The organism is Limnobacter sp. UBA3528, assembly GCF_002377005.1.
Taxonomy (GTDB): Bacteria; Pseudomonadota; Gammaproteobacteria; order Burkholderiales; family Burkholderiaceae_B; genus Limnobacter.
This window is the reverse complement of record NZ_DFOZ01000031.1, coordinates 171,972-193,874: the sequence shown is the minus strand read 5'-3', so window position 1 is coordinate 193,874 and position 21,903 is coordinate 171,972. Positions and strand designations below refer to the sequence as shown.

Annotated in this window: 21 protein-coding genes; 10 read left to right on the top strand and 11 right to left on the bottom strand. The window is 52.2% G+C overall.

Going from position 1 to position 21,903, the window contains the following annotated elements; all coding sequences use genetic code 11:
- Nucleotides 1-85 precede the first annotated feature (85 nt).
- The 3 genes from thrC to B4N58_RS09540 are packed head-to-tail and all read right to left on the bottom strand — an operon-like array spanning nucleotide 86 to nucleotide 4,050.
- Nucleotides 86-1,501 (bottom strand): threonine synthase, encoded by a 1,416-nt coding sequence (gene thrC, locus B4N58_RS09550; protein WP_291748585.1) that lies wholly within the window; start codon nucleotides 1,499-1,501, stop codon nucleotides 86-88.
- Nucleotide 1,502: 1 nt separating this feature from the next.
- Complete coding sequence (locus B4N58_RS09545; RefSeq protein ID WP_040512788.1) at nucleotides 1,503-2,816, bottom strand: homoserine dehydrogenase; 1,314 nt, start codon at nucleotides 2,814-2,816, stop codon at nucleotides 1,503-1,505.
- A gap of 7 nt (nucleotides 2,817-2,823) precedes the next feature.
- On the bottom strand, nucleotides 2,824-4,050 hold the full coding sequence (locus tag B4N58_RS09540) for a pyridoxal phosphate-dependent aminotransferase (RefSeq protein WP_008249892.1): 1,227 nt from the start codon (nucleotides 4,048-4,050) through the stop codon (nucleotides 2,824-2,826).
- A gap of 129 nt (nucleotides 4,051-4,179) precedes the next feature.
- On the opposite strand from B4N58_RS09540, the gene B4N58_RS09535 reads away from it, so the two are divergent.
- The 4 genes from B4N58_RS09535 (at nucleotide 4,180) to B4N58_RS09515 (ending at nucleotide 7,200) form a co-directional block, all read left to right on the top strand.
- Nucleotides 4,180-4,557: an Mth938-like domain-containing protein gene (locus B4N58_RS09535; RefSeq protein WP_291748580.1), complete on the top strand. Its 378-nt coding sequence runs from the start codon at nucleotides 4,180-4,182 to the stop codon at nucleotides 4,555-4,557.
- Nucleotides 4,554-4,925, top strand: coding sequence for an SMR family transporter (locus tag B4N58_RS09530; protein WP_008249889.1), 372 nt, complete (start codon nucleotides 4,554-4,556; stop codon nucleotides 4,923-4,925). The genes B4N58_RS09535 and B4N58_RS09530 overlap by 4 nt, the downstream gene beginning before the upstream one ends.
- Before the next feature lie 81 nt (nucleotides 4,926-5,006).
- Nucleotides 5,007-5,477, top strand: coding sequence for a peroxiredoxin (locus B4N58_RS09525; RefSeq protein WP_291748577.1), 471 nt, complete (start codon nucleotides 5,007-5,009; stop codon nucleotides 5,475-5,477).
- A gap of 67 nt (nucleotides 5,478-5,544) precedes the next feature.
- On the top strand, nucleotides 5,545-7,200 hold the full coding sequence (locus B4N58_RS09515; RefSeq protein ID WP_306482221.1) for a PhoH family protein: 1,656 nt from the start codon (nucleotides 5,545-5,547) through the stop codon (nucleotides 7,198-7,200).
- A gap of 123 nt (nucleotides 7,201-7,323) precedes the next feature.
- Here the strand turns inward: B4N58_RS09515 and B4N58_RS09510 are convergent, their stop codons facing one another.
- The 7 genes from B4N58_RS09510 to B4N58_RS09480 all read right to left on the bottom strand — a co-directional run bounded on the left by B4N58_RS09510 (nucleotide 7,324) and on the right by B4N58_RS09480 (nucleotide 13,062).
- A complete protein-coding gene (locus B4N58_RS09510; RefSeq protein WP_008249881.1) occupies nucleotides 7,324-8,709 on the bottom strand; it encodes a replicative DNA helicase in 1,386 nt (461 codons plus the stop codon).
- Nucleotides 8,710-8,844: 135 nt separating this feature from the next.
- Nucleotides 8,845-9,297 (bottom strand): 50S ribosomal protein L9, encoded by a 453-nt coding sequence (gene rplI / locus B4N58_RS09505; protein WP_291748568.1) that lies wholly within the window; start codon nucleotides 9,295-9,297, stop codon nucleotides 8,845-8,847.
- Between the two features lie 18 nt (nucleotides 9,298-9,315).
- A complete protein-coding gene (gene rpsR / locus B4N58_RS09500) occupies nucleotides 9,316-9,585 on the bottom strand; it encodes a 30S ribosomal protein S18 (protein ID WP_008249877.1) in 270 nt (89 codons plus the stop codon).
- A gap of 25 nt (nucleotides 9,586-9,610) precedes the next feature.
- The gene (gene priB, locus B4N58_RS09495; RefSeq protein ID WP_008249876.1) at nucleotides 9,611-9,961 is read right to left on the bottom strand and encodes a primosomal replication protein N; all 351 of its coding nucleotides are present in this window, start codon (nucleotides 9,959-9,961) and stop codon (nucleotides 9,611-9,613) included.
- A gap of 25 nt (nucleotides 9,962-9,986) precedes the next feature.
- Nucleotides 9,987-10,391, bottom strand: a complete 405-nt coding sequence (gene rpsF / locus B4N58_RS09490; protein WP_008249875.1) for a 30S ribosomal protein S6 — start codon at nucleotides 10,389-10,391, stop codon at nucleotides 9,987-9,989.
- 139 nt (nucleotides 10,392-10,530) lie between these two features.
- Nucleotides 10,531-12,222 (bottom strand): AMP-binding protein, encoded by a 1,692-nt coding sequence (locus B4N58_RS09485; protein ID WP_291748561.1) that lies wholly within the window; start codon nucleotides 12,220-12,222, stop codon nucleotides 10,531-10,533.
- A 132-nt stretch (nucleotides 12,223-12,354) separates the two neighbouring features.
- Nucleotides 12,355-13,062, bottom strand: coding sequence for an FFLEELY motif protein (locus tag B4N58_RS09480; protein ID WP_291748558.1), 708 nt, complete (start codon nucleotides 13,060-13,062; stop codon nucleotides 12,355-12,357).
- A 128-nt stretch (nucleotides 13,063-13,190) separates the two neighbouring features.
- Between B4N58_RS09480 and B4N58_RS09475 the strand changes: the two genes are divergently transcribed.
- From B4N58_RS09475 to B4N58_RS09460, 4 genes are read left to right on the top strand one after another with little or no spacing between them, the layout of a single operon-like run.
- Complete coding sequence (locus tag B4N58_RS09475) at nucleotides 13,191-14,645, top strand: coniferyl aldehyde dehydrogenase (protein ID WP_291748555.1); 1,455 nt, start codon at nucleotides 13,191-13,193, stop codon at nucleotides 14,643-14,645.
- Nucleotides 14,646-14,656: 11 nt separating this feature from the next.
- The gene (locus B4N58_RS09470; protein ID WP_008249870.1) at nucleotides 14,657-15,172 is read left to right on the top strand and encodes a hypothetical protein; all 516 of its coding nucleotides are present in this window, start codon (nucleotides 14,657-14,659) and stop codon (nucleotides 15,170-15,172) included.
- A 15-nt stretch (nucleotides 15,173-15,187) separates the two neighbouring features.
- Nucleotides 15,188-16,831: a GMC family oxidoreductase gene (locus B4N58_RS09465; protein WP_291748550.1), complete on the top strand. Its 1,644-nt coding sequence runs from the start codon at nucleotides 15,188-15,190 to the stop codon at nucleotides 16,829-16,831.
- A 5-nt stretch (nucleotides 16,832-16,836) separates the two neighbouring features.
- Entirely contained in the window at nucleotides 16,837-17,847 is a 1,011-nt protein-coding gene (locus B4N58_RS09460) for an alpha/beta fold hydrolase (protein WP_291748548.1), read from the top strand.
- Nucleotides 17,848-17,856: 9 nt separating this feature from the next.
- On the opposite strand, the gene B4N58_RS09455 is transcribed toward B4N58_RS09460, so the two are convergent.
- On the bottom strand, nucleotides 17,857-19,842 hold the full coding sequence (locus tag B4N58_RS09455; protein ID WP_291748545.1) for an SDR family oxidoreductase: 1,986 nt from the start codon (nucleotides 19,840-19,842) through the stop codon (nucleotides 17,857-17,859).
- A 246-nt stretch (nucleotides 19,843-20,088) separates the two neighbouring features.
- Between B4N58_RS09455 and B4N58_RS09450 the strand changes: the two genes are divergently transcribed.
- Together B4N58_RS09450 and B4N58_RS09445 are read left to right on the top strand one after the other, a co-directional pair.
- On the top strand, nucleotides 20,089-20,535 hold the full coding sequence (locus B4N58_RS09450; protein ID WP_008249861.1) for a phasin family protein: 447 nt from the start codon (nucleotides 20,089-20,091) through the stop codon (nucleotides 20,533-20,535).
- Between the two features lie 71 nt (nucleotides 20,536-20,606).
- Nucleotides 20,607-21,860, top strand: a complete 1,254-nt coding sequence (locus B4N58_RS09445) for a patatin family protein (RefSeq protein ID WP_008249860.1) — start codon at nucleotides 20,607-20,609, stop codon at nucleotides 21,858-21,860.
- The last annotated feature ends 43 nt before the right edge of the window (nucleotides 21,861-21,903 follow it).

Below are 21,903 nucleotides of genomic sequence, written 5' to 3'. Positions count from 1 at the left end.
GTTCATGATTCCGCTTTGACCTGCAAGTTAGGTAAACCCTATTACTTGCAGGCAAACGATTGTTTGAAAACCAAGCTTATCTCGCTTAAAGCCCGGTGTTCTCGGCAATAAAAGCCTTGACCTGCTCCACGGATATAGGCATTTCAACGACCCGCTGTGGCAACTTTTCGATGCCCTGAAACTGCGCGGGCACCGGAGGTGTTTGTCCCGTGGCTTCTTCAATGGTTTCGGCAAACTTCACCGCCAGGGCGGTCTCAAGAATCACCATGGGTACGCCGGGCTCCACCAGATTTCGCGCCACTTTCACAGCGTCGGCCGTGTGGGTATCAATCAAGGTACCCGTGCGGGCAAAAACTTCCTTGATGGTGTCCAGACGATTTTGATGGTTCGAAGAACCTGACTGAAAACCAAAGTCTTCCTCAACCCGCTTGAAACGTGGGTCTTCGGAAAGATCGAACTGACCGTTGGCTGCCAAATCTTGCCACAGGGCTTTCAAGGCCTTGGGGTCGCGGCCCAACAGGTCATAGACAAAGCGCTCGAAGTTCGAGGCTTTGGAAATGTCCATGGATGGGCTGGAAGTGATGTACGTTTCAGCCGACTTTCTTGGCCGGTAAACACCGGTTTTAAAGAATTCATCCAGCACATTGTTTTCGTTGGTGGCCACAATCAGCTTGCGAATGGGCAAACCCATTTGACGTGCAATATGACCAGCCAAGACATTGCCAAAGTTACCTGATGGCACTGCAAAACTAACCGGATCGCCAATTTTCTCGGCAGTGCGAAGGTAGGCATTAAAGTAATAAACCACCTGGGCGGAAATGCGGCCCCAGTTGATCGAGTTCACCGTACCAATTTTCTGGCGTGCCTTGTATTCAAGGTCTTCGCTGACTGCCTTCACAATGTCCTGGCAATCATCAAAGAGGCCTTCAATCGCAATGTTGAAGATATTCGGGTCTTGCAGGCTGTACATTTGGGCGCGCTGAAATGCACTCATTTTGCCCAAGGGGCTGAGCATGAACACGCGCACACCCTTCTTGCCGCGCATGGCGTATTCAGCAGCAGAACCGGTGTCACCACTGGTCGCGCCCAAGATATTCAATTCACGGTTGGTGCGAGCCAGCTGGTATTCAAACAAGTTTCCCAGCAATTGCATGGCCATGTCTTTAAAGGCCAGTGTGGGGCCATTGGAAAGCTCCAAGACCTTCATGCCATCGAACAGCTCGCGCACTGGCGTAATTTCTTCTGTGCCATACACCGCCTTGGTGTAGGTTTTGGTGGTCAGCGCTTTCAGGTCGGCTTCAGGAATGTCAGTGGCATAAGGCTTCAACACCTCGAATGCCAGTTCACCATAGCTCAGAGTCTTCCAGCTTTCCAACACATGCAAAGCCACTTGCGGATAAAACTCGGGCACGGCCAGGCCACCATCGGGAGCCAAACCTTCCAGCAAAATTTCAGAAAAATCTTGGGGTTCCATGCCCCCACGGCTGCTGAAGTATTTCATTTCAGCTCAAGTCCTCTACGCGAATTCGGGTCAAGGGGCCATGCACGCTGTCCAAAGCCTCGATCTTGGCGATGGCCTTGTTCACATCACCTTCCACACAGCGGTGGGTCAACAACACAATTTCAGCGGTTTCTTTTTCGCTGGTGGCCTGGCGTTGAATCATGGCTTCAATTGAGATTTGATTGTCAGCCAGCAAACGGGTGACTTCGGCCAAAACGCCGGGCTTGTCGTCCACAGCCAAGCGCAGGTAGAAGGCCGTAACCACCTTTTCCATGGGCAACACTTCAAGGTTTTGAATGCCCGCTTTCTGGAAAGCCAGAACCGGCACACGGCTGGCCAAAGGGGCTTGGCTTGAGCGTGCAATTTCGATCAAGTCGGCAACCACCGCCGAGGCCGTCGGTAAACTGCCAGCGCCAGCGCCGTAGTACAGGGTTGGGCCCACCGCATTGGCTTTCACCAACACCGCATTCATGACACCTTCCACATTGGCGATCAGGCGCTTGCCGGGAATCAGGGTTGGGTGCACGCGCAACTCAACACCTTGATCAGTACGTTTGGCGATGCCCAACAATTTCACGCGGTAGCCCAGTTGCTCAGCAAACTGAATGTCTTCTTTGGTCAGCTTGGTAATGCCTTCAATGTAAGCTTTCTCAAACTGCACGGGCACGCCAAAAGCCAGTGAACTCAGCAGGCTGATCTTGTGGGCGGCATCCACCCCTTCAATGTCAAAAGTGGGGTCCGCTTCGGCATAGCCAAACGCCTGGGCTTGCGCCAGCACTTCAGCAAAAGGCAGGCCTTTGTCCCGCATTTCCGACAAAATGAAGTTGCAAGTGCCGTTGATAATGCCAGCCACATATTCGATTTTATTGGCGGCCAAACCTTCCTTGACAGCCTTGATGACCGGTATGCCACCGGCGACGGCCGCTTCAAAAGCCACCATCACGTTGTTGGCTTCAGCCGCTGCAAAAATTTCATCGCCATGCACTGCCAGCAAAGCCTTGTTGGCCGTAACCACATGCTTGCCAGCATTAATCGCAGCCAGTACCAGTTGCTTCGCAATGGTGTAGCCGCCAATCAGTTCGACCACCACATCGATGTCGTCGCGCTTGACCGCTTCAAACGCGTCACCCAGCACCTCAACGCCTGGGCCAGCCAGTTCACGGGCTTTTTCAGTGTTCAGGTCAGCGATGACTTTGATCTGAATGGGAAACCCCACACGGCGTTCAATTTCACTCGCATTGTCTTTCAGCACATTGAAAGTGCCGGAACCGACAGTACCCAAACCCAGTAGGGCCACTCGTAGAGGTTTGTTCATTTTTAAATCAGCCAAGGTGTTGTTTTCGATAACTTTCCAGGAAGCGTGCAATTCTACCAACTGCGTCCGTCAAATCATCGGTGTTGGGTAGGAAAACCACCCGGAAATGATCCGGATTAATCCAATTAAAGCCCGTGCCCTGCACCACCAGCACCTTTTCAGCCTCCAACAACTCCAGCACAAAGCGCTGGTCATTCTTGATGGGGTAAATTTTTGGATCTAGCCGCGGGAATAGGTACAGAGCAGCCTTTGGCTTCACGCAGGTAACGCCGGGAATGGAAGTCATCAGGTCGTAAGCCAGATCACGCTGACGGGTAAGGCGCCCACCGGGACCCACCAAATCGTTGATGCTTTGGTAGCCACCCAGCGAAGTTTGGATGGCGTACTGCCCTGGCACGTTAGCACACAGACGCATGGAGGCCATGATGCCCAGGCCGTCGATGTAATCTGTGGCGTGGCGTTTGTCGCCAGAAATAACCATCCACCCAGCCCGGTAACCACAGGCACGGTAGTTTTTGGACAAGCCATTCATGGTGATAAACAGCACATCGTCGGCCAACGACGCGATGGACGTGTGCTCGGCACCGTCGTACAACATTTTGTCGTAGATTTCGTCTGCAAAAATGATCAGTTGGTGTTCACGGGCGATTTGCACCAGCTCTTGCAACACCTCCTCGGGGTACAAAGCACCCGTGGGGTTGTTGGGGTTGATGATCACCATGGCCTTGGTTTTTTCATTGATCAGGCTACGCAGGTGCTTAGTATCGGGATACCAGTCGCTTTGCTCATCGCACAGATAATGGCGTGGCGTGCCACCGGAAATACTCACAGCGGCGGTCCACAAAGGGTAATCAGGCGCGGGCACCAGCACTTCGTCGCCGTTGTTCAGCAAGCCCTGCATGCTCATCACGATCAGCTCGGACACACCGTTGCCCACTATGATGTCGTCGAGCGTTACACCCTTGATTTTCTTTTGCTGGGTGTAATGCATGATGGCCTTGCGCGCAGCAAACAAACCTTTGCTATCACTGTAGCCCGAGGCGTCGCCCAGGTTCATGATTACGTCTTGCCGAACTTCATCGGGCGCCTCGAAACCGAAGGGAGCCAGATTACCGATGTTCAGCTTCAGGATTCGGTGCCCTTCCTCTTCCAACTGGCGCGCTCGCTGCATCACCGGTCCGCGGATGTCGTAGCAAACATTGGCCAGCTTGGCAGATTTGAGAATGGGTTTCATGTCGACCTGTGTGTGGATTGTTGTGGTGGTTATTAATGTGCTTATTCTTTTGCTCGCGCAAAGTCTTATAATTTAACCGTTTAGGCCAGTGCCTGCTAGGCTTTGGCCCCATCCTGGAGCATCTTTCGAATGAAATTTCAACCTGAATCGCTCGACAATCAATTCGTCGTTCAGCGGTATGACGAAGAAGGTGTCGTGATCAGCGGCAGGCTTCAAACTGAAAGCGTGGTGTTCGGCACCGATTTCACCCCCAGAATTTGGGAAAACACGGGCTCGGGCCCACTGGAATTGGCCCACTGCGAGTGGCTATACACGCAGTGCCCTGAAAGCATGGAAGTGCTGCTAATAGGCACGGGCGCCAAACAGGTGTTTCCTGGCATGGACATTCGCAAGTTTTTTGCCAACAAGCGCTGCCCGGTCGAATACATGGACAGCCAGGCTGCCTGCCGCACCTACAATATTTTGATCGGTGAGGGCCGGCATGTGATTGCCGCGATTCTGCTATGACCACCTACGCTGCAATGCTGGTGCTCTCGGGCGTCATTTTGAATGCACTGGCCCAACTGTTGTTGAAAATGGCCACCAACAAAGTGGGGGTGATCGAGGCATCCAGTGCGCTTAGCCTGGGTGCCATGTCGGCCCTGTTTCTTCAGTGGCCAATGATTCTGGGGCTGTTTTGCTACGGATTTTCACTGCTCATTTGGCTGATGGCGCTGTCGCGAGTCGACGTCACGCTGGCGTACCCCATGCTGGCAATTGGGTATGTGATCAACGCCTTTGCGGCACAATATTTTTTGAATGAACCCGTCAGCCTGCAACGCTGGGTGGCAATCGGGGTGATCGTACTGGGTGTGGCGCTTTTGGCGCGTTCCTGACACTCCCTGCATTTTGCTGTCAAAAGCTGTGGTTATACTGAATCTCACACGCACAAACAACACACCTCAGGGAGCAGTACCGTGTCACTTGAAGTTAACAGCAAAGTGCCTGATTTTTCAGCAGCTTGCACAGGCGGCGCCGATTTTACCCTGTCAGCCCACGCTGGCAAAAACCTGGTCATTTACTTTTATCCCAAAGACAGCACGCCAGGCTGCACCACCGAGGGCGAAAACTTTCGCGACCTACACCCCGAGTTTTTAAAAGCTGACTGCCTTGTTTTTGGTGTTTCACGCGATTCCATGAAATCGCATGAAAACTTCAAAGCCAAACTGGAAATGCCGTTTGAATTGATTTCAGATCCGGACGAGAAGGTATGCACAATTTTCGACGTGATGAAAATGAAAAACATGTACGGAAAACAAGTGCGTGGCGTTGAAAGAAGTACCTTTGTAATCAACAAGAAAGGCATTCTTGTGCAGGAGTGGCGCGGCTTGAAGGTGCCGGGCCATGCGCAAGCTGTGCTTGACTTTGTACGCACAATCGGGGACTAATATCTCCACGGGCGCAGGAGTGACGACCCCGCGCGATTTATGAGCTTCTTACTTCAGATCGTTGACAATGCCACTTCCCAAAGAACCCAGCAAACCCGCAACCACACTGAACGAAATTCCTCCAATCACGGCGCCCAAACCCAGAAAGCCGACCAAGAAAACAGAAGTTTCAGACAACGCATCTTCGGCAGGCAAAGCACCTTTGACTTTGGCCGCAGATAACACAGTGACTGCGAAAGCACCCGAAACAAACCGCACACGAAACATACCGGCTGCGGCTTCGGGCAAGGCGCGCAAGCCCACTGCCACGCCAATCGCCAAAAGCAAGCGCCAGGTTTCTTTGACCGGCAAAAAGATTTTCGTACTCGACACCAACGTGTTGATGCACGATCCCACATCGCTGTTCCGCTTCGAAGAGCACGACGTGTTTTTACCGTTGATTACGCTTGAAGAACTGGATAACCACAAGAAAGGCATGTCCGAAGTAGCCCGCCACGCACGGCAAGTAAGCCGTTCGCTGGACGCCTTGATGGAGAACATCGAGGACATCGAAAAAGGTGTGGCACTAGACCGTTTGGGCAATGTGGACGCTTTGGGTCGCCTGCTGGTTCAAACCACCGAGCTGTCTGCCGAACTGCCCAAGACACTGCCAGTGGGCAAAGCCGACAATCAAATTTTGGGTGTGGTGTTTGCGCTGAGCAAACTACACCCTGAACGCGAAGTGGCGTTGGTTTCCAAAGACATCAACATGCGCATCAAGGCCCGCGCCCTGGGTTTGCTGGCCGAAGATTACTTCAATGACCAGGTGTTGGAAGACCGTGACCTGCTGTACTCAGGCATCATGGAATTGCCCTCGGACTTCTGGGAAAAGAACAGCAAAGGCATTGAAAGCTGGCAGCAAGGTGGCAGTACCTTCTACCGCATCAGCGGTCCCGCCGTGAAAGACATGATGGTGAACCAGTTTGTGTATTGCGAAACTGGCATTCCACTGATCGCTCAGGTGCTTGAAGTAAGCGGCCGCACCGCCGTGCTGAAAACACTGCGCGACTTCAGTCACAACAAAAACAGCGTGTGGGGCATTACTGCGCGCAACCGCGAACAAAACTTCGCGCTGAACCTGTTGATGAACCCAGAATGCGATTTCGTAACCCTGTTGGGCCAGGCCGGCACCGGCAAAACCCTGCTGGCCTTGGCCGCAGGTTTGTCGCAAGTACTTGAAAGTAAACAGTACTCCGAAATTATTGTGACCCGTGCCACTGTACCGGTGGGTGAAGACATTGGCTTCTTGCCGGGTACAGAAGAGGAAAAAATGGCCCCCTGGATGGGCGCATTTGAAGACAATCTGGAAGTGCTCAACAAACCCGACCCCAGCAGTGGCGATTGGGGCCGTTCGGCGACCACCGATTTGATCCGCACAAAGATCCGGATTAAGTCGATGAACTTCATGCGCGGCCGTACGTTCATCAACAAGTTTTTGATTATTGATGAAGCGCAAAACCTGTCCCCCAAACAAATGAAAACCCTGATTACCCGGGCAGGCCCCGGCACAAAGGTAATTTGTCTGGGTAACCTGGCGCAGATCGATACGCCATACCTGACCGAGGGTTCTTCAGGCCTTACCTATGTGGTGGATCGCTTCAAGGGCTGGCCACATGCGGGACACATCACACTGCAGCGTGGTGAGCGTTCAAGGTTGGCTGATTTTGCGTCAGATAACCTTTGACGTATTGATGGGCATGTAAGAAATTGCATGCCCTATTAATGCATTCGCGAAGTCGCAACGCCTTGCTTCAGGCGGGGTGATATGGCATTCAAACCGACCAAAGCTCGGATGTCACAAGAAGCCTTAATCGCCCTCGGGCTGCATCCCTGCGTAGTTCTCAAACTTGGTGTACATACCCAGGAAGGTTACGCGCACCGTACCAATAGGTCCGTTACGCTGCTTGCCGATAATAATTTCAGCCGTGCCTTTGTCGGGTGAATCGGGGTTGTAAACCTCATCGCGGTAAATAAACAAAATAACGTCAGCATCTTGTTCAATCGCGCCTGATTCCCGCAAGTCACTCATCACCGGGCGCTTGTTTGGTCGCTGTTCCAGCGAGCGGTTCAACTGCGAAAGTGCGATGACCGGGCAATTCAATTCTTTCGCCAAACCTTTCAATGAACGTGAAATTTCTGAAATCTCGGTGGCACGGTTTTCCCCAGGAGAGGAAGAGCCCATCAATTGCAAATAGTCGATGATCACCAAACCAAGCTGACCACATTGGCGTGCCAAGCGACGGCAACGGGCGCGCACTTCCATGGACGACAAGGCGGGCGTTTCATCAATAAACAATTGCGCATTCTGCATCTTCTCGACTGCGTAGGTCAGTCGTGGCCAATCTTCATCCGTCAATCGCCCGGTTCTTAGGCGGTGTTGATCCAAACGACCAACGGAACCCAACAAACGCATCGCCAATTGGGTGGCGCCCATTTCCATGGAGAACACAGCCACTGCATGACCCTCTTCTACAGCCACGTGTTCGCCGATGTTCAAGCTGAATGCTGTCTTCCCCATTGAGGGTCTTCCAGCCACAATAATCAAGTCACCGGGCTGCAAGCCTGATGTTTTGCCATCAAGGTCTACGAAACCAGTAGAAATACCGGTGATGTCACTGGTGCTGTCGCGATGATACAGTTCATCAATTCTCTCCACCACTTTACTGAGCACAGGCTGAAGGTCTTGAAAGCCCCCAGCACCTCGCGCGCCATCTTCAGCGATCTTGAAAATCTTGCTTTCAGCCTCATCGAGAATGGTTTTGGTGTCTTTGCCCTGCGGGTTGAGCGCAGTGGTCGCAATGTCGTCGCTGATCGTAATCAGCCTACGCAGCACGGCGCGATCGCGCACAATTTCTGCGTAGCGGCGAATGTTGGCCGCCGAGGGCGTGTTGGTGGCCAAGGTGTTCAGATAGGCCAGTCCGCCTACGTCTTCGGCCTTGCCGGAAGACTGCAGCGATTCATAGACAGTGATGACGTCAGCCGGTTTGGAGCCGTCAATCAGCTTGGCAATGTGCTCAAAAATAACGCGATGATCATAGCGGTAAAAATCGTCGGCACGAATCACATCCCCGATTTTGTCCCAGGCCTGGTTGTCCAGCAGCAGACCGCCCACCACCGATTGCTCTGATTCAAGCGAGTGGGGCGGAACACGCAAGCCAGTCATTTCTTGTTCTGTAAGTCGATTCTCGGACATAGTTTCGCAATAGAAAAAGGCCACCCTGAGGTGACCTTTTTTGTGGGTTCAGGCAGACCAAAAAGTATAACCGAATGCGGTCAAACCCTTGGATCTTATTCGCCCTAAAACCTAAGACTTGCCTTAACTTATTACTTAAGCAGCTTCGCCAGCCACAACTACTTTCACGTCTACAACCACGTCGGGGTGCAGGGCAACAGTCACAGTGTGCTCGCCAGCAATTTTCAGCGCACCGTTGGGCATGCGTACTTGTGCTTTTTCAACTTTCAAGCCAGAAGCGTTCAAGGCAGCGGCGATGTCGTGGTTGGTTACAGAACCAAACAAACGACCATCCACAGCAGCTTTTTCGCTCAGTTGAACAGTTGTCGCGCTCAACTTCGCGCCCAAGGCCTGGGCAACAGTCAGCTTCTCAGCAGCTGCTTTTTCCAGTTCGGCACGGCGTGCCTGGAATTCAGCGATTGCTGATTCTGTGGCGCGCTTGGCTTTGCCATAAGGAATCAGGAAGTTACGTGCGTAGCCGTCTTTTACGCGAACCACGTCACCCAGTTGACCCAAATTGGGCATTTTCTCAAGAAGAATTACTTGCATGGTGTTCTCCCGTACTGCTTAGTGGTTGTCGGTGTAAGGCAGCAAAGCCAGGAAACGTGCGCGCTTGATCGCTGTGTCCAACTGGCGCTGATAGTTCGCCTTGGTACCAGTGATACGAGCGGGCATGATCTTGCCGTTTTCGCTGATGAAATCCTTGAGCGTGTCGATGTCTTTGTAATCGATTTGCTCTACCTTGCCCACTGTGAAGCGGCAAAACTTCTTGCGCTTGAACAAGGGGTTCTGTTGTGGACGACGTCCCTTGCGATCATTTTTACGACCAAAAGCCATAATATTCTCCAACTATTTCAAGTCTTCAACATTCGCGCACTGCGCAAACATGGAATCGAAGACTTTTTGATTTGTGCGAACGAAGCGCTATAAAACCGGACCAGTTTTTCAGGCTCCCCACTTCCAGGCCGTTGACTTGGTTGGCTGCCACACCCAGCGCGACCGCTGAAACTGTGCACTTCACCATTCTTGGCTTGCTGGCTTCAAGTTGCTCACTTTCGTGTTCAAGCTCAAATTCGCAAATGGGTAAACCTGCCGGGGTGTATCGCAATATTGATTTTGCAACCAATATGGCGGTCAGGTTGAACTGATTCTCACCAGCTTTTCCCGCTTCCCCAAACTTGTTTGGATTTTCCGCTGCTTCCTCCTGATTCATTGATTCAGTGTTGTGCGAAGACGATTTACTCGTCGTCACCCTCGTCTGAATCGGAACTGTCATCGCTTGCAGACGCGGTGGCAGAAGCAGCTTTGCGCTCTTGCTCACGCTGAACTTCCTTCATCATTGGAGAAGGAGCTGTTTCAGCTTTTTTCATCTTCACTGTCAAGTGACGCAGTACGGCATCGTTGAATTTGAATGCGGTTTCCAGTTCTTCAAGAACTTCCTGACTGCATTCAATGTTCAACAACACATAGTGTGCTTTGGCCAGTTTCTGGATTGGGTAGGCCAATTGACGGCGACCCCAATCTTCGTGGCGGTGTACTTTGCCGCCGTTGGCTTCGATGGTTCCACGATACTTCTCAACCATGGCAGGCACTTGCTCGCTTTGGTCGGGATGCACGATGAAAGCAATTTCATAGTGACGCATTGATTAACTCCTATGGATTTTCCACAATTGGAAAAGCCGCCGCACCCCCGTGGTGCAGCAGCAGGTAACCCGAAATTATAGTGGGTTTTTCAGGAACAGGCAACGTTGGGTAGTAGTTGCCTGCTAAAAACGCAGAAAATCAGCTGTCTTGGTCTTGCAAGCGCTTTTTTTCCATGTCGCGAAGCTCTCGGCGCAATACTTTGCCAACCGGGCTTTTGGGCAGCTCTTTCATGAATTCCACGTGACGTGGAATTTTGTAAGCCGTCATGTGTTTACGACAGTGTTCAATGACCTGCTCCGCCGTTAGATCCGGGTCTTTTTTAACCACAAACAGCTTCACGGCCTCACCGGTTTTGCTGTCGGGTACACCAACAGCAGCTGCTTCAAAAATACCGCCAAGCAGCGTTGCCACGGCCTCAATCTCTTTGGGGTACACATTGAAGCCCGAGACCAGAATCATGTCCTTCTTGCGATCGGTGATGTAAAAGTAGCCGTTTTCATCCATGTAGGCGATGTCGCCGGTCTTTAACCAGCCATCCTGCGTCAGAATTTCAGCAGTTTCGCGTGGCTTGTTCCAGTAACCGCGCATGACCTGCGGGCCTTTCACACACAATTCGCCTTCCTGCCCAACCGGCAACTCATTGAAATCGTCGTCGCGAATCGTGACTTCTGTGGATGGCACAGGCAAACCAATCGATCCGTTGTACTCCTCGTGTAAAGGATTGATACACACGGCCGGCGAAGCCTCGGTTAAACCATAGGCCTCGGACAGCCTGGTGCCTGTCACTTTCTTCCACCGGTCGGCCACGGCGGGCTCAATGGCAGCGCCACCACCCAGCACCAGCTTCACATGCGAAAAATCAACCTGCTCGAACCCAGGCGTATTCAACAGGCCATTGAACAGGGTATTCACGCCGGTCAAAGCCGTGAAAGGCACTGCGCCCAAAGTTTTCACAAAGGTTTTCATATTGCGTGGATCGGTGATCAGCAGGCAATGCCCGCCCACCTTGATGAACACCAGAATGTTCGCTGTCAGACAAAAGATGTGGTACATCGGCAGCGCAGTAATCGCAATTTCCTTGCCCTCTTCGATGTCCTGGTTCAGCCAGGCCGAAGCCTGCTGCAAGTTGGCCACAATATTGCCATGAGTCAACATGGCGCCTTTGGCCACACCGGTGGTACCACCTGTGTACTGCAGAAACGCAAGATCATCGTGGGTAATATTGACCTTGCGTAGCTCATTGTTGCGCCCTTGTGCCAAGGCTTTCTTGAAGGTAATGGCCCCGGCAATGTTGAACGCGGGCACCAACTTCTTGACATATCGCACTACAAAATTCAGCAACACGCGCTTGAAGAAACCGTGCATTTCACCCATTGAGGCCAGCACGATGTGCTCAACCGGGGTGTTTTTGATCACTTTTTCGAGCGTGTGGGCCACATTCTCGAACACCACGATCACCTTGGCACCAGAATCCCGCAGCTGGTGTTCCAGCTCCGTGGGTGTGTAAAGCGGATTCACATTCACAGCCACAAAGCCAGCGCGAATTGCGCCAAGCATGGCCACAGGGTATTGCAGCAGATTGGGCATCATGAAGGCGACACGGTCGCCTTTTTTCATGCCGGGCAAGCTTTGAAGGTAGGCACCGAAATCACGGGTCAAAGAATCCAGGCGCTCGTAGGTCAGCGCTGTACCCATGTTGCTGAATGCGGTTTTATCGGCGAACTTGCGACTTGCGTCCTCAAAAATATCCCGAATAGAGGGGTACTGATCCAAATCAACCGACGTAGGTACGCCCGGTGGGTAGCTCTGAATCCAGGCTTTATCTGTCACAAATGTCTCCTTCTTGTGGGCACTGCCGTGCTTCGCAACTGTTTTGTATTGATGGAAAACAATACCGGAATATCAAAGAGCATGGATTCTAATGCACTACGATTGCGATGTGTACCTGCACGGAAGGCACAGTCAAGGAAATTTCGACAAGGTTCCTTGTCGAATCCCTTCCAGAATGGACATTTCACGTTCTTGAATCAACTGGAAAAACAGGGTTGGCTTTTCTAGCGAAGCGAAAGCATCTAGCCCTTGACTTAGAAAATCGTGGAAATCCTCTAAATTCGCCTTTTGCGCTGCACCACGTGTCATCTTCATCAGTGGCCGTAAAAACGGCAGGCGCATCAACTTGCGCAAGGATTCACCCACCTCTCGAACCAACAGAATTTGCTGCTCCCGCAAGTCGAATTGCCCCTGTTTTCTGAAGGCCTCCATGTAGGCAACTTCTTTAAGTGAATTATCAGAATTAAATTCTTTCTCATTGATAAACAGTGTTATTTCATCATCCAGAAGCTCGGCGAGATAATCCATATAGATCACTTTTCTGACCGTATCCACCGCCCCAGCGGGCAGCAACTTCTCCAGCTTGGGCAGCACTCTTTCCACTTGATGATCCCTCGTGCTGACATCGTGGGTGCAATAGAGCTGATCGAGGAAAAAACGACAGGCTGCACGCATGCCCTTGTCTTCAAGCAAATCCTTATATGTACTTTCCAATCTACTGTTTTGAAATATTTTTATCTCGTTTTTTAATCTCAAAAATTCAGCAGTACGCCCCTGTCCTTGTCGAAGGGCCATGATGGCTTTTTGTAACTCCAGGGGTGAACTTTGAATATCAATCATGGCGATTCAATTGCAGTTGAATGGTAAAGCTCCACGTCGTTTGCTGCACAGCAGCACAAATCAGACATGGAAAATAGTCAAAATTTATGTTTACATCCGTTAATGTTAAACCGGAGAGTGAGACAACAATGAACGCCCCATCCAAAGCACACGGCCAAGAATTGACAGCAGCAGAACTAAAAGCAACTTTGGAGTCCTTGAAGCAAGCTTACCGCATCAACCCCTTCCCGGAATGGAGCCAGCGCAAAGCCTGGCTAATGGCGTTGAGCGACATGATTTACGACAACAAGCTGAGAATTGCTGAAGCCATTTCAGAGGACTTCGGCTACCGCTCAAAAAATGACACCTTGTTGGCAGAAGTATTCCCCTCACTGGAAGGCATTCGCCACGCCATCAAACACGGTAAAGGCTGGATGAAGCCTCGCAATGAAGGCGCCAGCATTTGGTTCAAGCCGGCCAGCACCTGCCTGATGCCACAGCCTTTGGGCGTGGTGGGCGTTATCGTGCCCTGGAATTACCCCTTGTTTTTGTCTATCGGCCCCATGATTGCCGCGTTAACCGCAGGCAATCGTGTTTTTATCAAAATGAGCGAGTACACCCCCCGCTTCAGCGCGCTGCTTGACGAGCTGCTGGCCAAAGCCCTGGGCCGCGAGGTGGTACAGGTCATCAATGGTGGCCCCGAGGTTGCAGCCGAGTTTTCCCGTCTGCCATTCGACCATTTGCTGTTCACCGGCTCAACGCCAGTGGGCAAAATGGTCATGAAGGCAGCCAGTGAAAACCTGGTGCCGGTAACACTTGAACTGGGCGGCAAAAGCCCTGTAATCATCACCGCGCCCACTGTGGCCAACCCGGGCCGTTTCGAAAATGCGATTGCACGCACATTGTCTGGCAAGTCGATCAATGCCGGGCAAACCTGTATTGCACCCGACTACCTGATGGTTCCGGAAGGCTGCGAAGAGCAATTGATTTCACACGCCAAGGCCATTATTGATCGCCGTTTCCCGGAGGGAATACTGTCCAAGGACTTCACCGGCATTGTTTCTGACCGCCATGCCACCCGCTTGCAGCGTTTAATTGACGAATCAGCGGAACAAGGTGCGCGTGTGGTAACACTCATGAAAACTGCCGACAGCCCGGGCCGTAAAATTCCAATGACTTTGGTGTTCAACGCCAAGCCCGATTCCATGCTGATGCAGGAAGAGATTTTTGGCCCCGTGTTGCCGGTGATCACCTACAAACGACTGGATGAGGCGCTTGATTACATCAACGACCGCCCTCGCCCACTGGCTTTGTATTTGTTCGACGATGAATCGAAAACCCAAGACATGGTGATGAAGCAAACAATCGCCGGTGGTGTATGCCTGAATGAAACGCTGTTTCATATTGCTCAGGAAAATCTGCCATTTGGCGGCGTTGGCGACTCAGGTATGGGCCATTACCATGGCAAGTTTGGTTTTGACACCATGACCAAATTGAAGCCGATTTTTAAACAAAGCCGTTTCCATGTCATGGAAATGTTGTCGCCACCCTATGACAACAAAATGTTTGCCTTCATGACCAAACTGCTGACCCGCAAGGTATAAACAGAAGCTTCATGAACAGACGTCAATTTTTTAAATTCGGAGCTGCCGGTCTGCTCTTGGCCGGCGGCCTGAGTTGGTTGGGCAAACACTTTGCCAAGGTGGAGGTGGTCGCAGGTCAGTCTGTGGTGCAACAACAGCACATACCGATGCTGAAGGCCATCGCCGAAGGTCTGCTGGATCCGGCATTACCCACCACAGGAAGAACGCAATCCATTGAATCGGCCGTGAATGCATTCGTAGATGCCACCAAAACTCTCGCAGCCAGCGCACAAGCAGAGTTGGGTCAACTGCTGAATATTCTCGAGAACCCGGTTGGTCGAAGACTGATTGCCGATTTGGGTACCAGCTGGGAGCAAGCGACACCAGCCCAGGTGCAAGCCTTTTTGGTGTCTTTCCGGGATCACCCCATTCCAGCCCTTCAACCCGGCTACCATGCACTTCACGACCTGATGATGGCTGGCTGGTACGGACTGCCCGAGCAGTGGGCCGACATGGGCTACCCCGGCCCGCCTTTCCAAGTTCTCTGACCTTCGCCTTCACCAATGACTGAACAAGAAATCAAACCCATGGGTTCCTTAGTGCCCGACCTTTTTGCAGCAGGCATTGCAAACGGCTGGAAAGCCTATGAGGCGCACAAACGCGAAATGCCCAAGCAAATGAGTGCCGATGTAGTCATCGTTGGCACCGGCGCGGGTGGCGGCATTACCGCTGAAATATGCGCCAAGGCAGGCTTGAAGGTGTTGTTGATCGAGGAAGGTCCGCTAAAGACTTCAAAAGATTTCAAAATGCTGGAATCCGTGGCCTATCCCACGCTGTACCAGGAAAGCGCTGGCCGCAAAACAGCAGACAAAGCCATCAACATTCTGCAGGGTCGCACAGTGGGCGGTTCCACCACCGTAAACTGGACATCGAGCTTCAGGACACCGGCCGACACGCTGGCATTCTGGCAAAACCAGTTTGCTCTGAAAGACATGACCGTGGAAGCCATGGCCCCGTGGTTTGAACAAGCAGAAAGACGCTTGAACATTGCCGACTGGCAAGTGCCACCGAATGAAAACAACGACATTCTGCGCCGTGGCGCAGAAGCCAAAGGAATTTCCTGGGGTGCAATTCGACGCAATGTAAAAGACTGCTGGAACCTTGGCTACTGCGGCATGGGTTGCCCGACCAATGCCAAGCAATCCATGCTGGTTTCAACCATTCCCACTGCGCTTGATCACGGTGCAGAGCTGATCGCTTCCTTGCGTGCCCATTCTTTCAAGATTTCTCAAGGTCGAATCCGCACCCTGCGCTGCCAGGTCATGAATGCCGACGGTGTACTGCCTTCAGGCAAAGAAGTGGAAATCACAGCCAGGCATTTTGTATTGGCTGGCGGATCGATCAATAGTCCGGCCGTGCTTCTGCGCTCCAATGCGAGCGACCCCTACGATCGCTTGGGCGAACGTACCTTTTTGCACCCTGTGGTCATTTCAGCTGCCATGATGGAGCAGGAAGTTCGCGCAGATGCAGGCGCGCCCCAAACCATTTACAGCGACCATTATTTGCACACGGATCCGATTGACGGACCTGTCGGCTTCAAACTTGAGGCACCACCCCTGCACCCCGTAATTTTTGCCTCGACCCTGCCAGGCTTTGCAAAAAAGCATGCCGACATCATGAAGAATTTCTCGAAAACGCACATGCAACTGGCCTTGCTGCGCGACGGTTTCAATTCTGGCAGTATGGGTGGACAAGTGCGCCTGAACGGCGATGGCAGCCCGGTTCTGGACTACAAACTAACCCCGACAATTTGGGATGCTGCACGCCGGGCCTTGGTCGCCATGGCTGAGTTGCAACACGCTGCAGGTGCGCTCAGCACGCTGCCCGTGCATGAGTTTTCCAAGCCTGCCAACAATATTGATGAAGCCCTGAAGCAGATCAACGCGCTTGACATGAAACCGCTGAGCATGAAAGTGGTTTCCGCCCACGTGATGGGTGGGTGCGCCATGGCTGGCGAGGAAAAGCTGGGCGTTGCGCGCCCGGATGGTCGCCACTGGCAAATTGAAAACCTGTCCATTCACGACGGTTCGCTATTTCCGACCAGCATTGGTGCCAATCCGCAACTGTCTATTTATGGCCTGACCAACAAACTAAGCCAGCAACTGGTCGCAGAACTGACTGGCCAAGCCGCCACCGCACTGGCTTAAAGAGCATGATTCGCCACCTGAACAGACTGTATTGGATTGGCTACATTTCAGTCATTTTCGGCCTGTATTGGGTTCTTCATCACTGGTTTGGTGCTAGAAGCGACAATGCTGCCGTAGCAGCCGTTTGCTTGGTGGTGGGCGTTCTTTTCTCGGCACATGTTGGTTTCAACATTTCCGGTTTCGCCCTTTCCTACAGCGTTCGCCAAATTCCACAGGTGCGGGACAAGGGCTTGCACTTTCACAGCACCGAGGGTGAAGGGTTTCACCGACTCAGCCTGGCACGTTGGGTTAAAGCAGTGTTGGTTGAAAGTATTGCATCGCTCAAACTGATCACGTTGCTGCAACCCTGGGCCCCCAACCCTGACGGTATTCAATTGGCTGGTAAAACCTGGCGCAAGAAAAAGCCTTTGCCTGTGTTGCTGGTGCATGGCTATTTGTGCAATTCGGCTGTGTGGGCAGGTACCCGCGCCCTGCTTGACCGTGCTGAAGTTAGTACCCACGCCATCACACTGGAACCGGCCATTGGCTCTATTCGCAGTTACTCTGAAGCGATTCATGAAGCAATCGACGAATTGTTGGTGGCCACTGGCGCACCCCAAGTGAAAATTATTGCGCACAGCATGGGCGGTGTGGCTGTGCGTTACCACGCCACTGAATACGGTCATCATCGAATTGCGGGCATGATCACGATTGGCAGCCCGCATTACGGTACGGCTTTGTCTACCCTGGGTATTGGCAAGAATGTGAAACAAATGGCGTGGGGAAGTTTCTTCTTGAAAACGCTGCGAGAGCACCCCACCGACAGAGAGTTTCAGCAAAAGATTTGGTCACTGTGGAGCCCACAAGACAACATTGTGTGCCCACCAGTATCCAGCAAACTGGAGTTTGGAAAAAACACCGCCGTGCCCGGTTGCGGGCACGTGGCTTTGCTGAACGACTCCACCACGGAAGACCTGATTCTCAACTGGCTTGCAGAAGATGCACAGGCCTACCCCTTGGCAGAAAACCGGGCCTAAGCGGATTGCCTAGAAGTGGATACCTTGCATGAGGGTTGAGAAAGCAACCTGTTCTGCGGATGGACCACCACCCTTCTTGCCTTTCGCAGCCGATTCCGAATCCGGGAACATGCGGAAAGACGTGTTCATCAAAATTTGAGCTGGTTTCGGTATCAGCGCATGCATGACTTGACCCAATACACCCAGGCGCGTAGCAATGCGAACCGGCTTGTGAATGACCGCCTGCGCAATCAAGTCGGCGGCCTGCTCGGGGCTTAGCGTTGGTACGTTGTTGTACAACTTGGTGGGCGCAATCATGGGTGTACGCACCAGCGGCATGTTGATGGTCGTGAAGGTGATGTTCAAGTCGGCGAACTCGGAAGCAGCACAACGCGTCCAGGCGTCCAGCGCGCCTTTCGAGGCCACATAGGCTGAGAAACGGGGCGCATTGGTCAACACACCGATCGATGAAATGTTCACCACGTGGCCTTTTCGGCGCTCCATCATTTTTGGCAGTAAACCGTAAGTAACACGCAAGGCACCGAAGTAGTTCAACTGCATGGTGCGCTCCAGGTCGTGGAAACGATCAAAGCTGTTTTCAATACCACGCCGAATTGAACGACCTGCGTTGTTCACCAAAATATCCACATGACCGAAGTCAGCCAGCAGTTGAGCAACAAAGCGGTCGCAATCCTGCATATCCGCAATATCGACCGAGTAGGTGTGCAGATCAAAACCGTCGGCCTTCACCAAAGCCTTGGCCTCTGCCAGCTTCTCTTCATCACGACCACAAATTACAGTGATTGCGCCAGCGGCTGCAAATTTCTGTGCTGCAGCCAAACCAATACCGGATGAACCACCCGTGATCAGCACCACCTTGTCTTTCACCTGGCCGTTCAAGCTGCGGTCAATGAACAAATCGGGATCCAGGTGACGCTCCCAGTAATCCCAAATTGCCCAAGCGTAATCTTCAAGTCGCGGACACTCAATGCCACTACCATCGAGCACAGCCAAAGTTTGGCGGCAATCGTAACGGGTTGGCCAATTGATGTAACCAAATACCTCTTCCGGCAAGGCCAGGTCTTTCAGCAGGGCGTTGCGAATGCGACGAACAGGAGTCAGGCTCATCAAGCCTTTTTTCACCGCACCAGGTACAAAACCAAACATGGCTGCATTAATCCGCATTTCCATTTTTGGCGCATGGGCCGCACGTGCAAAGGTGTTCAGCACATCGCCAATTCGGCCCGGGCTCGGGTCAACAAGGTGAAAAGCCTTGCCGTCCAGATCGGGCTGATGCGCAATGTAATCCATGGCATTGACCACAAAATCGACAGGCACAATGTTGATTCGGCCACCTTCGATGCCAATTGTGGGCACCCAAGATGGTAACAACTTGCGCATTTTCTGGATCAACTTGAACAGGTAGTAAGGCCCGTCAATTTTGTCCATCTCACCAGTCTTGGAGTCACCCACCACAAAGCCGGGGCGATACACACGCCATGCACCTTTGATCTTCTTGCGCACGATCGCTTCAGAATCGTGCTTGGTACGAAAGTAAGGATGATCCAGGTTTTCGGCTTCTTCAAACATGTCTTCACGGAAGATGCCTTCATACAGACCGGCAGCCGCGATCGAGGACGTTAGCTGAAAGCAGCCTGCGCCAATCGCATTGGCGAGATCCACAGCATTCTCCGTGCCCTTGATATTGGTTTCCTGCTGGCTTTCCGCATCAGCAGCCAGATCATAGATCGCAGCCAGGTGAAAAAAATGGGCAATGTTTTTGCTCAGCTCTTTGATCTCGGTGGCCTTCAAACCAAGCTTGGGTTTGGTGAGGTCACCAACCACGGGTACACACTGTCCTTTTTTGGCACCCCAATACTTTTGCAGCTCGGGTACTTTGTCCAGGCTTGATTCACGAATCAGAAAGTAAATGGTGCCTTTGCGCTTTTGCTCAACCAAGCGCTTCACCAAGCGTTTACCGATGAAGCCAGTGGCTCCGGTCACAAAATAATTCATGTATGTCTTCTCCGCGTGGGGTTTTTTTATGGAAGATACGTCTTTGGAAGGCTTACTATAACTGCCCGCCCGAAATTCTCAAACTCCATGCGGGCTGTAACGATGTTTTGTCAGCACCGTGCTTACGGGAAAACACGAGGTAGGGTTTAGTGTGCCTTCTCTAGTGTGGCCTCGATAAACTACTACAATAAACAAAAAAGGCATCGGTCCCCAACGGGCCATTTCGCCATCACAAGGAGAGACAACATGGCCGGTAAGAAAAAGCCCATCAAAGGCGCCGTAGACAGCGCACAACAATTGTGGACCGCAGGCGTGGGTGCTATCACCAAAGCGCAAGAAGAAAGCAACCGTGTTTTGGAAAACCTGGTCAAGGAAGGCCATGAAATTCAGGAGCGAACCGTGAAATTTGCAGATCAAAAAGTAGTTGAAGTGACAGGCAAGGTCAGCAAGCTTGCTGGCTCTGTATCCAGCAAGGCAACACAGCACTGGGACAAACTGGAACAGGTTTTCGAAGAACGCGTTGCTCGTGCCTTGGGTCGCCTGGGCGTTCCTACCAACAAGGACGTTCAGCAGCTTTCTGAACGTATTGACCAATTGTCTGCAGCGATTGCCGAACTGACTGGCAAAAAAGTGGACACCAAAGCGACCACCGCAAAGCGCACTACCGCGCGAACCAAAAAATCTGCTGAGTAATTGAATTCTGAATCGACAAGGCCAACGGCGGTCTTGTCGAACACTCTTTGGGGCTGGAGCTCACAACTCGCATGAACAATCACAACTCTGGCCCGAAGATCGGGTTGGCCTTGGCTGGTGGCGGCCCCTTGGGCGCAATTTATGAAATTGGCGCACTGGTAGCACTCTCCGAGGCCATCGACGGACTTGACCTGAATGACATGAGTGTCTATGTGGGCGTGTCCGCTGGAGGCATTGTTGCAACCGGTCTGGCCCACGATCTAACCCCGCATCAAATCTACAAGTTGTTTATTGAAGGTGAGCCCGAAGAACTCGCCTTCGACCCTTCCATTTTGTTGCGCCCAGCCTGGAAAGAGTACTGGATGCGCCTTCGCAAGGTACCTAGTTTACTGGGCACCGCTGTTTCTGATTATTTTTTGCGCGATGACGCCACATGGGTCAGTTGCATTGAACGCTTGGGGGCTGCAATTCCCACAGGTTTGTTCAATGGTGACGAATTACATGAATGGATGGCCGACCTGATTGCCAAAGGTGGCGGCACGAACGATTTCAGAAGCCTGCGCAACCGTCTTATTCTGGTGGCCACTGATCTGGATTCGGGCGATTCGATTCCTTTTGGCATGCCCGGGTTTGATGATGTTCCAATCTCCAAAGCGGTTCAGGCCTCCGCATCGCTGCCAGGCCTGTTCCCACCGACACGTATTGCCAACCGGCATTATGTGGACGGTGCGCTGAAAAAAACCCTGCATGCGTCCACCGCTTTGAAGGAAGGCGTAGAACTGCTGATTTGTCTGAATCCGCTAGTACCTTACGATGACAGGCTGAACCCCAAAAACCATCGCCGCCGCGCCAAGGGCAAGGCTTTCCAGCCCGGTTCGCGCCTGTATGAAGGTGGTTTGCCCTTGGTGCTGTCACAAACATTCAGATCTATTATCCATTCACGCATGGACATCGGCATGGAACGCTACGGGCACCTCTACCCCAACGCCGATATTGTATTGTTTGAACCCCAACATGGTGATGGTGAGTTTTTTTTCACCAACCCGTTCAGTTACGCCAGCCGGCGCCGTTTGTGCGAGCATGCTTACCAACGCACCCGTGAGGAATTGTGGGCACGTCGGTACGATCTGGCCGAGCGGCTTTCAAGGCACGGACTGGAATTGAATCTCGATGTTTTAAAAGATCCTACCCTGCATTTGAGTAACAAGGTCAGTAAAAAACCGGCCCGTGCGGGATCAATGGTGTCCAAATTTGATCAGCTTGAGGACTCGCTGAATGAACTTGATCGTTACATACGGATTGCAAAAACCAGAAATGCCGCTTAATGACGCCATTACTCACTGGTAACAAGGGCAGTGAAGCCCCAAA

Excerpts from the sequence above, each read along its gene's own strand:
- B4N58_RS09545 (WP_040512788.1), bottom strand. The coding sequence starts at position 2,816 with ATGAACAAACCTCTACGAGTGGCCCTACTGGGTTTGGGTACTGTCGGT.
- B4N58_RS09535 (WP_291748580.1), top strand. The coding sequence starts at position 4,180 with ATGAAATTTCAACCTGAATCGCTCGACAATCAATTCGTCGTTCAGCGG.
- B4N58_RS09540 (WP_008249892.1), bottom strand. The coding sequence starts at position 4,050 with ATGAAACCCATTCTCAAATCTGCCAAGCTGGCCAATGTTTGCTACGAC.
- priB (WP_008249876.1), bottom strand. The coding sequence starts at position 9,961 with ATGAATCAGGAGGAAGCAGCGGAAAATCCAAACAAGTTTGGGGAAGCG.
- rpsR (WP_008249877.1), bottom strand. The coding sequence starts at position 9,585 with ATGGCTTTTGGTCGTAAAAATGATCGCAAGGGACGTCGTCCACAACAG.
- B4N58_RS09530 (WP_008249889.1), top strand. The coding sequence starts at position 4,554 with ATGACCACCTACGCTGCAATGCTGGTGCTCTCGGGCGTCATTTTGAAT.
- B4N58_RS09455 (WP_291748545.1), bottom strand. The coding sequence starts at position 19,842 with ATGAATTATTTTGTGACCGGAGCCACTGGCTTCATCGGTAAACGCTTG.
- B4N58_RS09460 (WP_291748548.1), top strand. The coding sequence starts at position 16,837 with ATGATTCGCCACCTGAACAGACTGTATTGGATTGGCTACATTTCAGTC.
- B4N58_RS09475 (WP_291748555.1), top strand. The coding sequence starts at position 13,191 with ATGAACGCCCCATCCAAAGCACACGGCCAAGAATTGACAGCAGCAGAA.
- B4N58_RS09470 (WP_008249870.1), top strand. The coding sequence starts at position 14,657 with ATGAACAGACGTCAATTTTTTAAATTCGGAGCTGCCGGTCTGCTCTTG.
- B4N58_RS09445 (WP_008249860.1), top strand. The coding sequence starts at position 20,607 with ATGAACAATCACAACTCTGGCCCGAAGATCGGGTTGGCCTTGGCTGGT.
- B4N58_RS09450 (WP_008249861.1), top strand. The coding sequence starts at position 20,089 with ATGGCCGGTAAGAAAAAGCCCATCAAAGGCGCCGTAGACAGCGCACAA.
- B4N58_RS09515 (WP_306482221.1), top strand. The coding sequence starts at position 5,545 with ATGCCACTTCCCAAAGAACCCAGCAAACCCGCAACCACACTGAACGAA.
- rpsF (WP_008249875.1), bottom strand. The coding sequence starts at position 10,391 with ATGCGTCACTATGAAATTGCTTTCATCGTGCATCCCGACCAAAGCGAG.
- B4N58_RS09480 (WP_291748558.1), bottom strand. The coding sequence starts at position 13,062 with ATGATTGATATTCAAAGTTCACCCCTGGAGTTACAAAAAGCCATCATG.
- rplI (WP_291748568.1), bottom strand. The coding sequence starts at position 9,297 with ATGCAAGTAATTCTTCTTGAGAAAATGCCCAATTTGGGTCAACTGGGT.
- thrC (WP_291748585.1), bottom strand. The coding sequence starts at position 1,501 with ATGAAATACTTCAGCAGCCGTGGGGGCATGGAACCCCAAGATTTTTCT.
- B4N58_RS09465 (WP_291748550.1), top strand. The coding sequence starts at position 15,188 with ATGACTGAACAAGAAATCAAACCCATGGGTTCCTTAGTGCCCGACCTT.
- B4N58_RS09510 (WP_008249881.1), bottom strand. The coding sequence starts at position 8,709 with ATGTCCGAGAATCGACTTACAGAACAAGAAATGACTGGCTTGCGTGTT.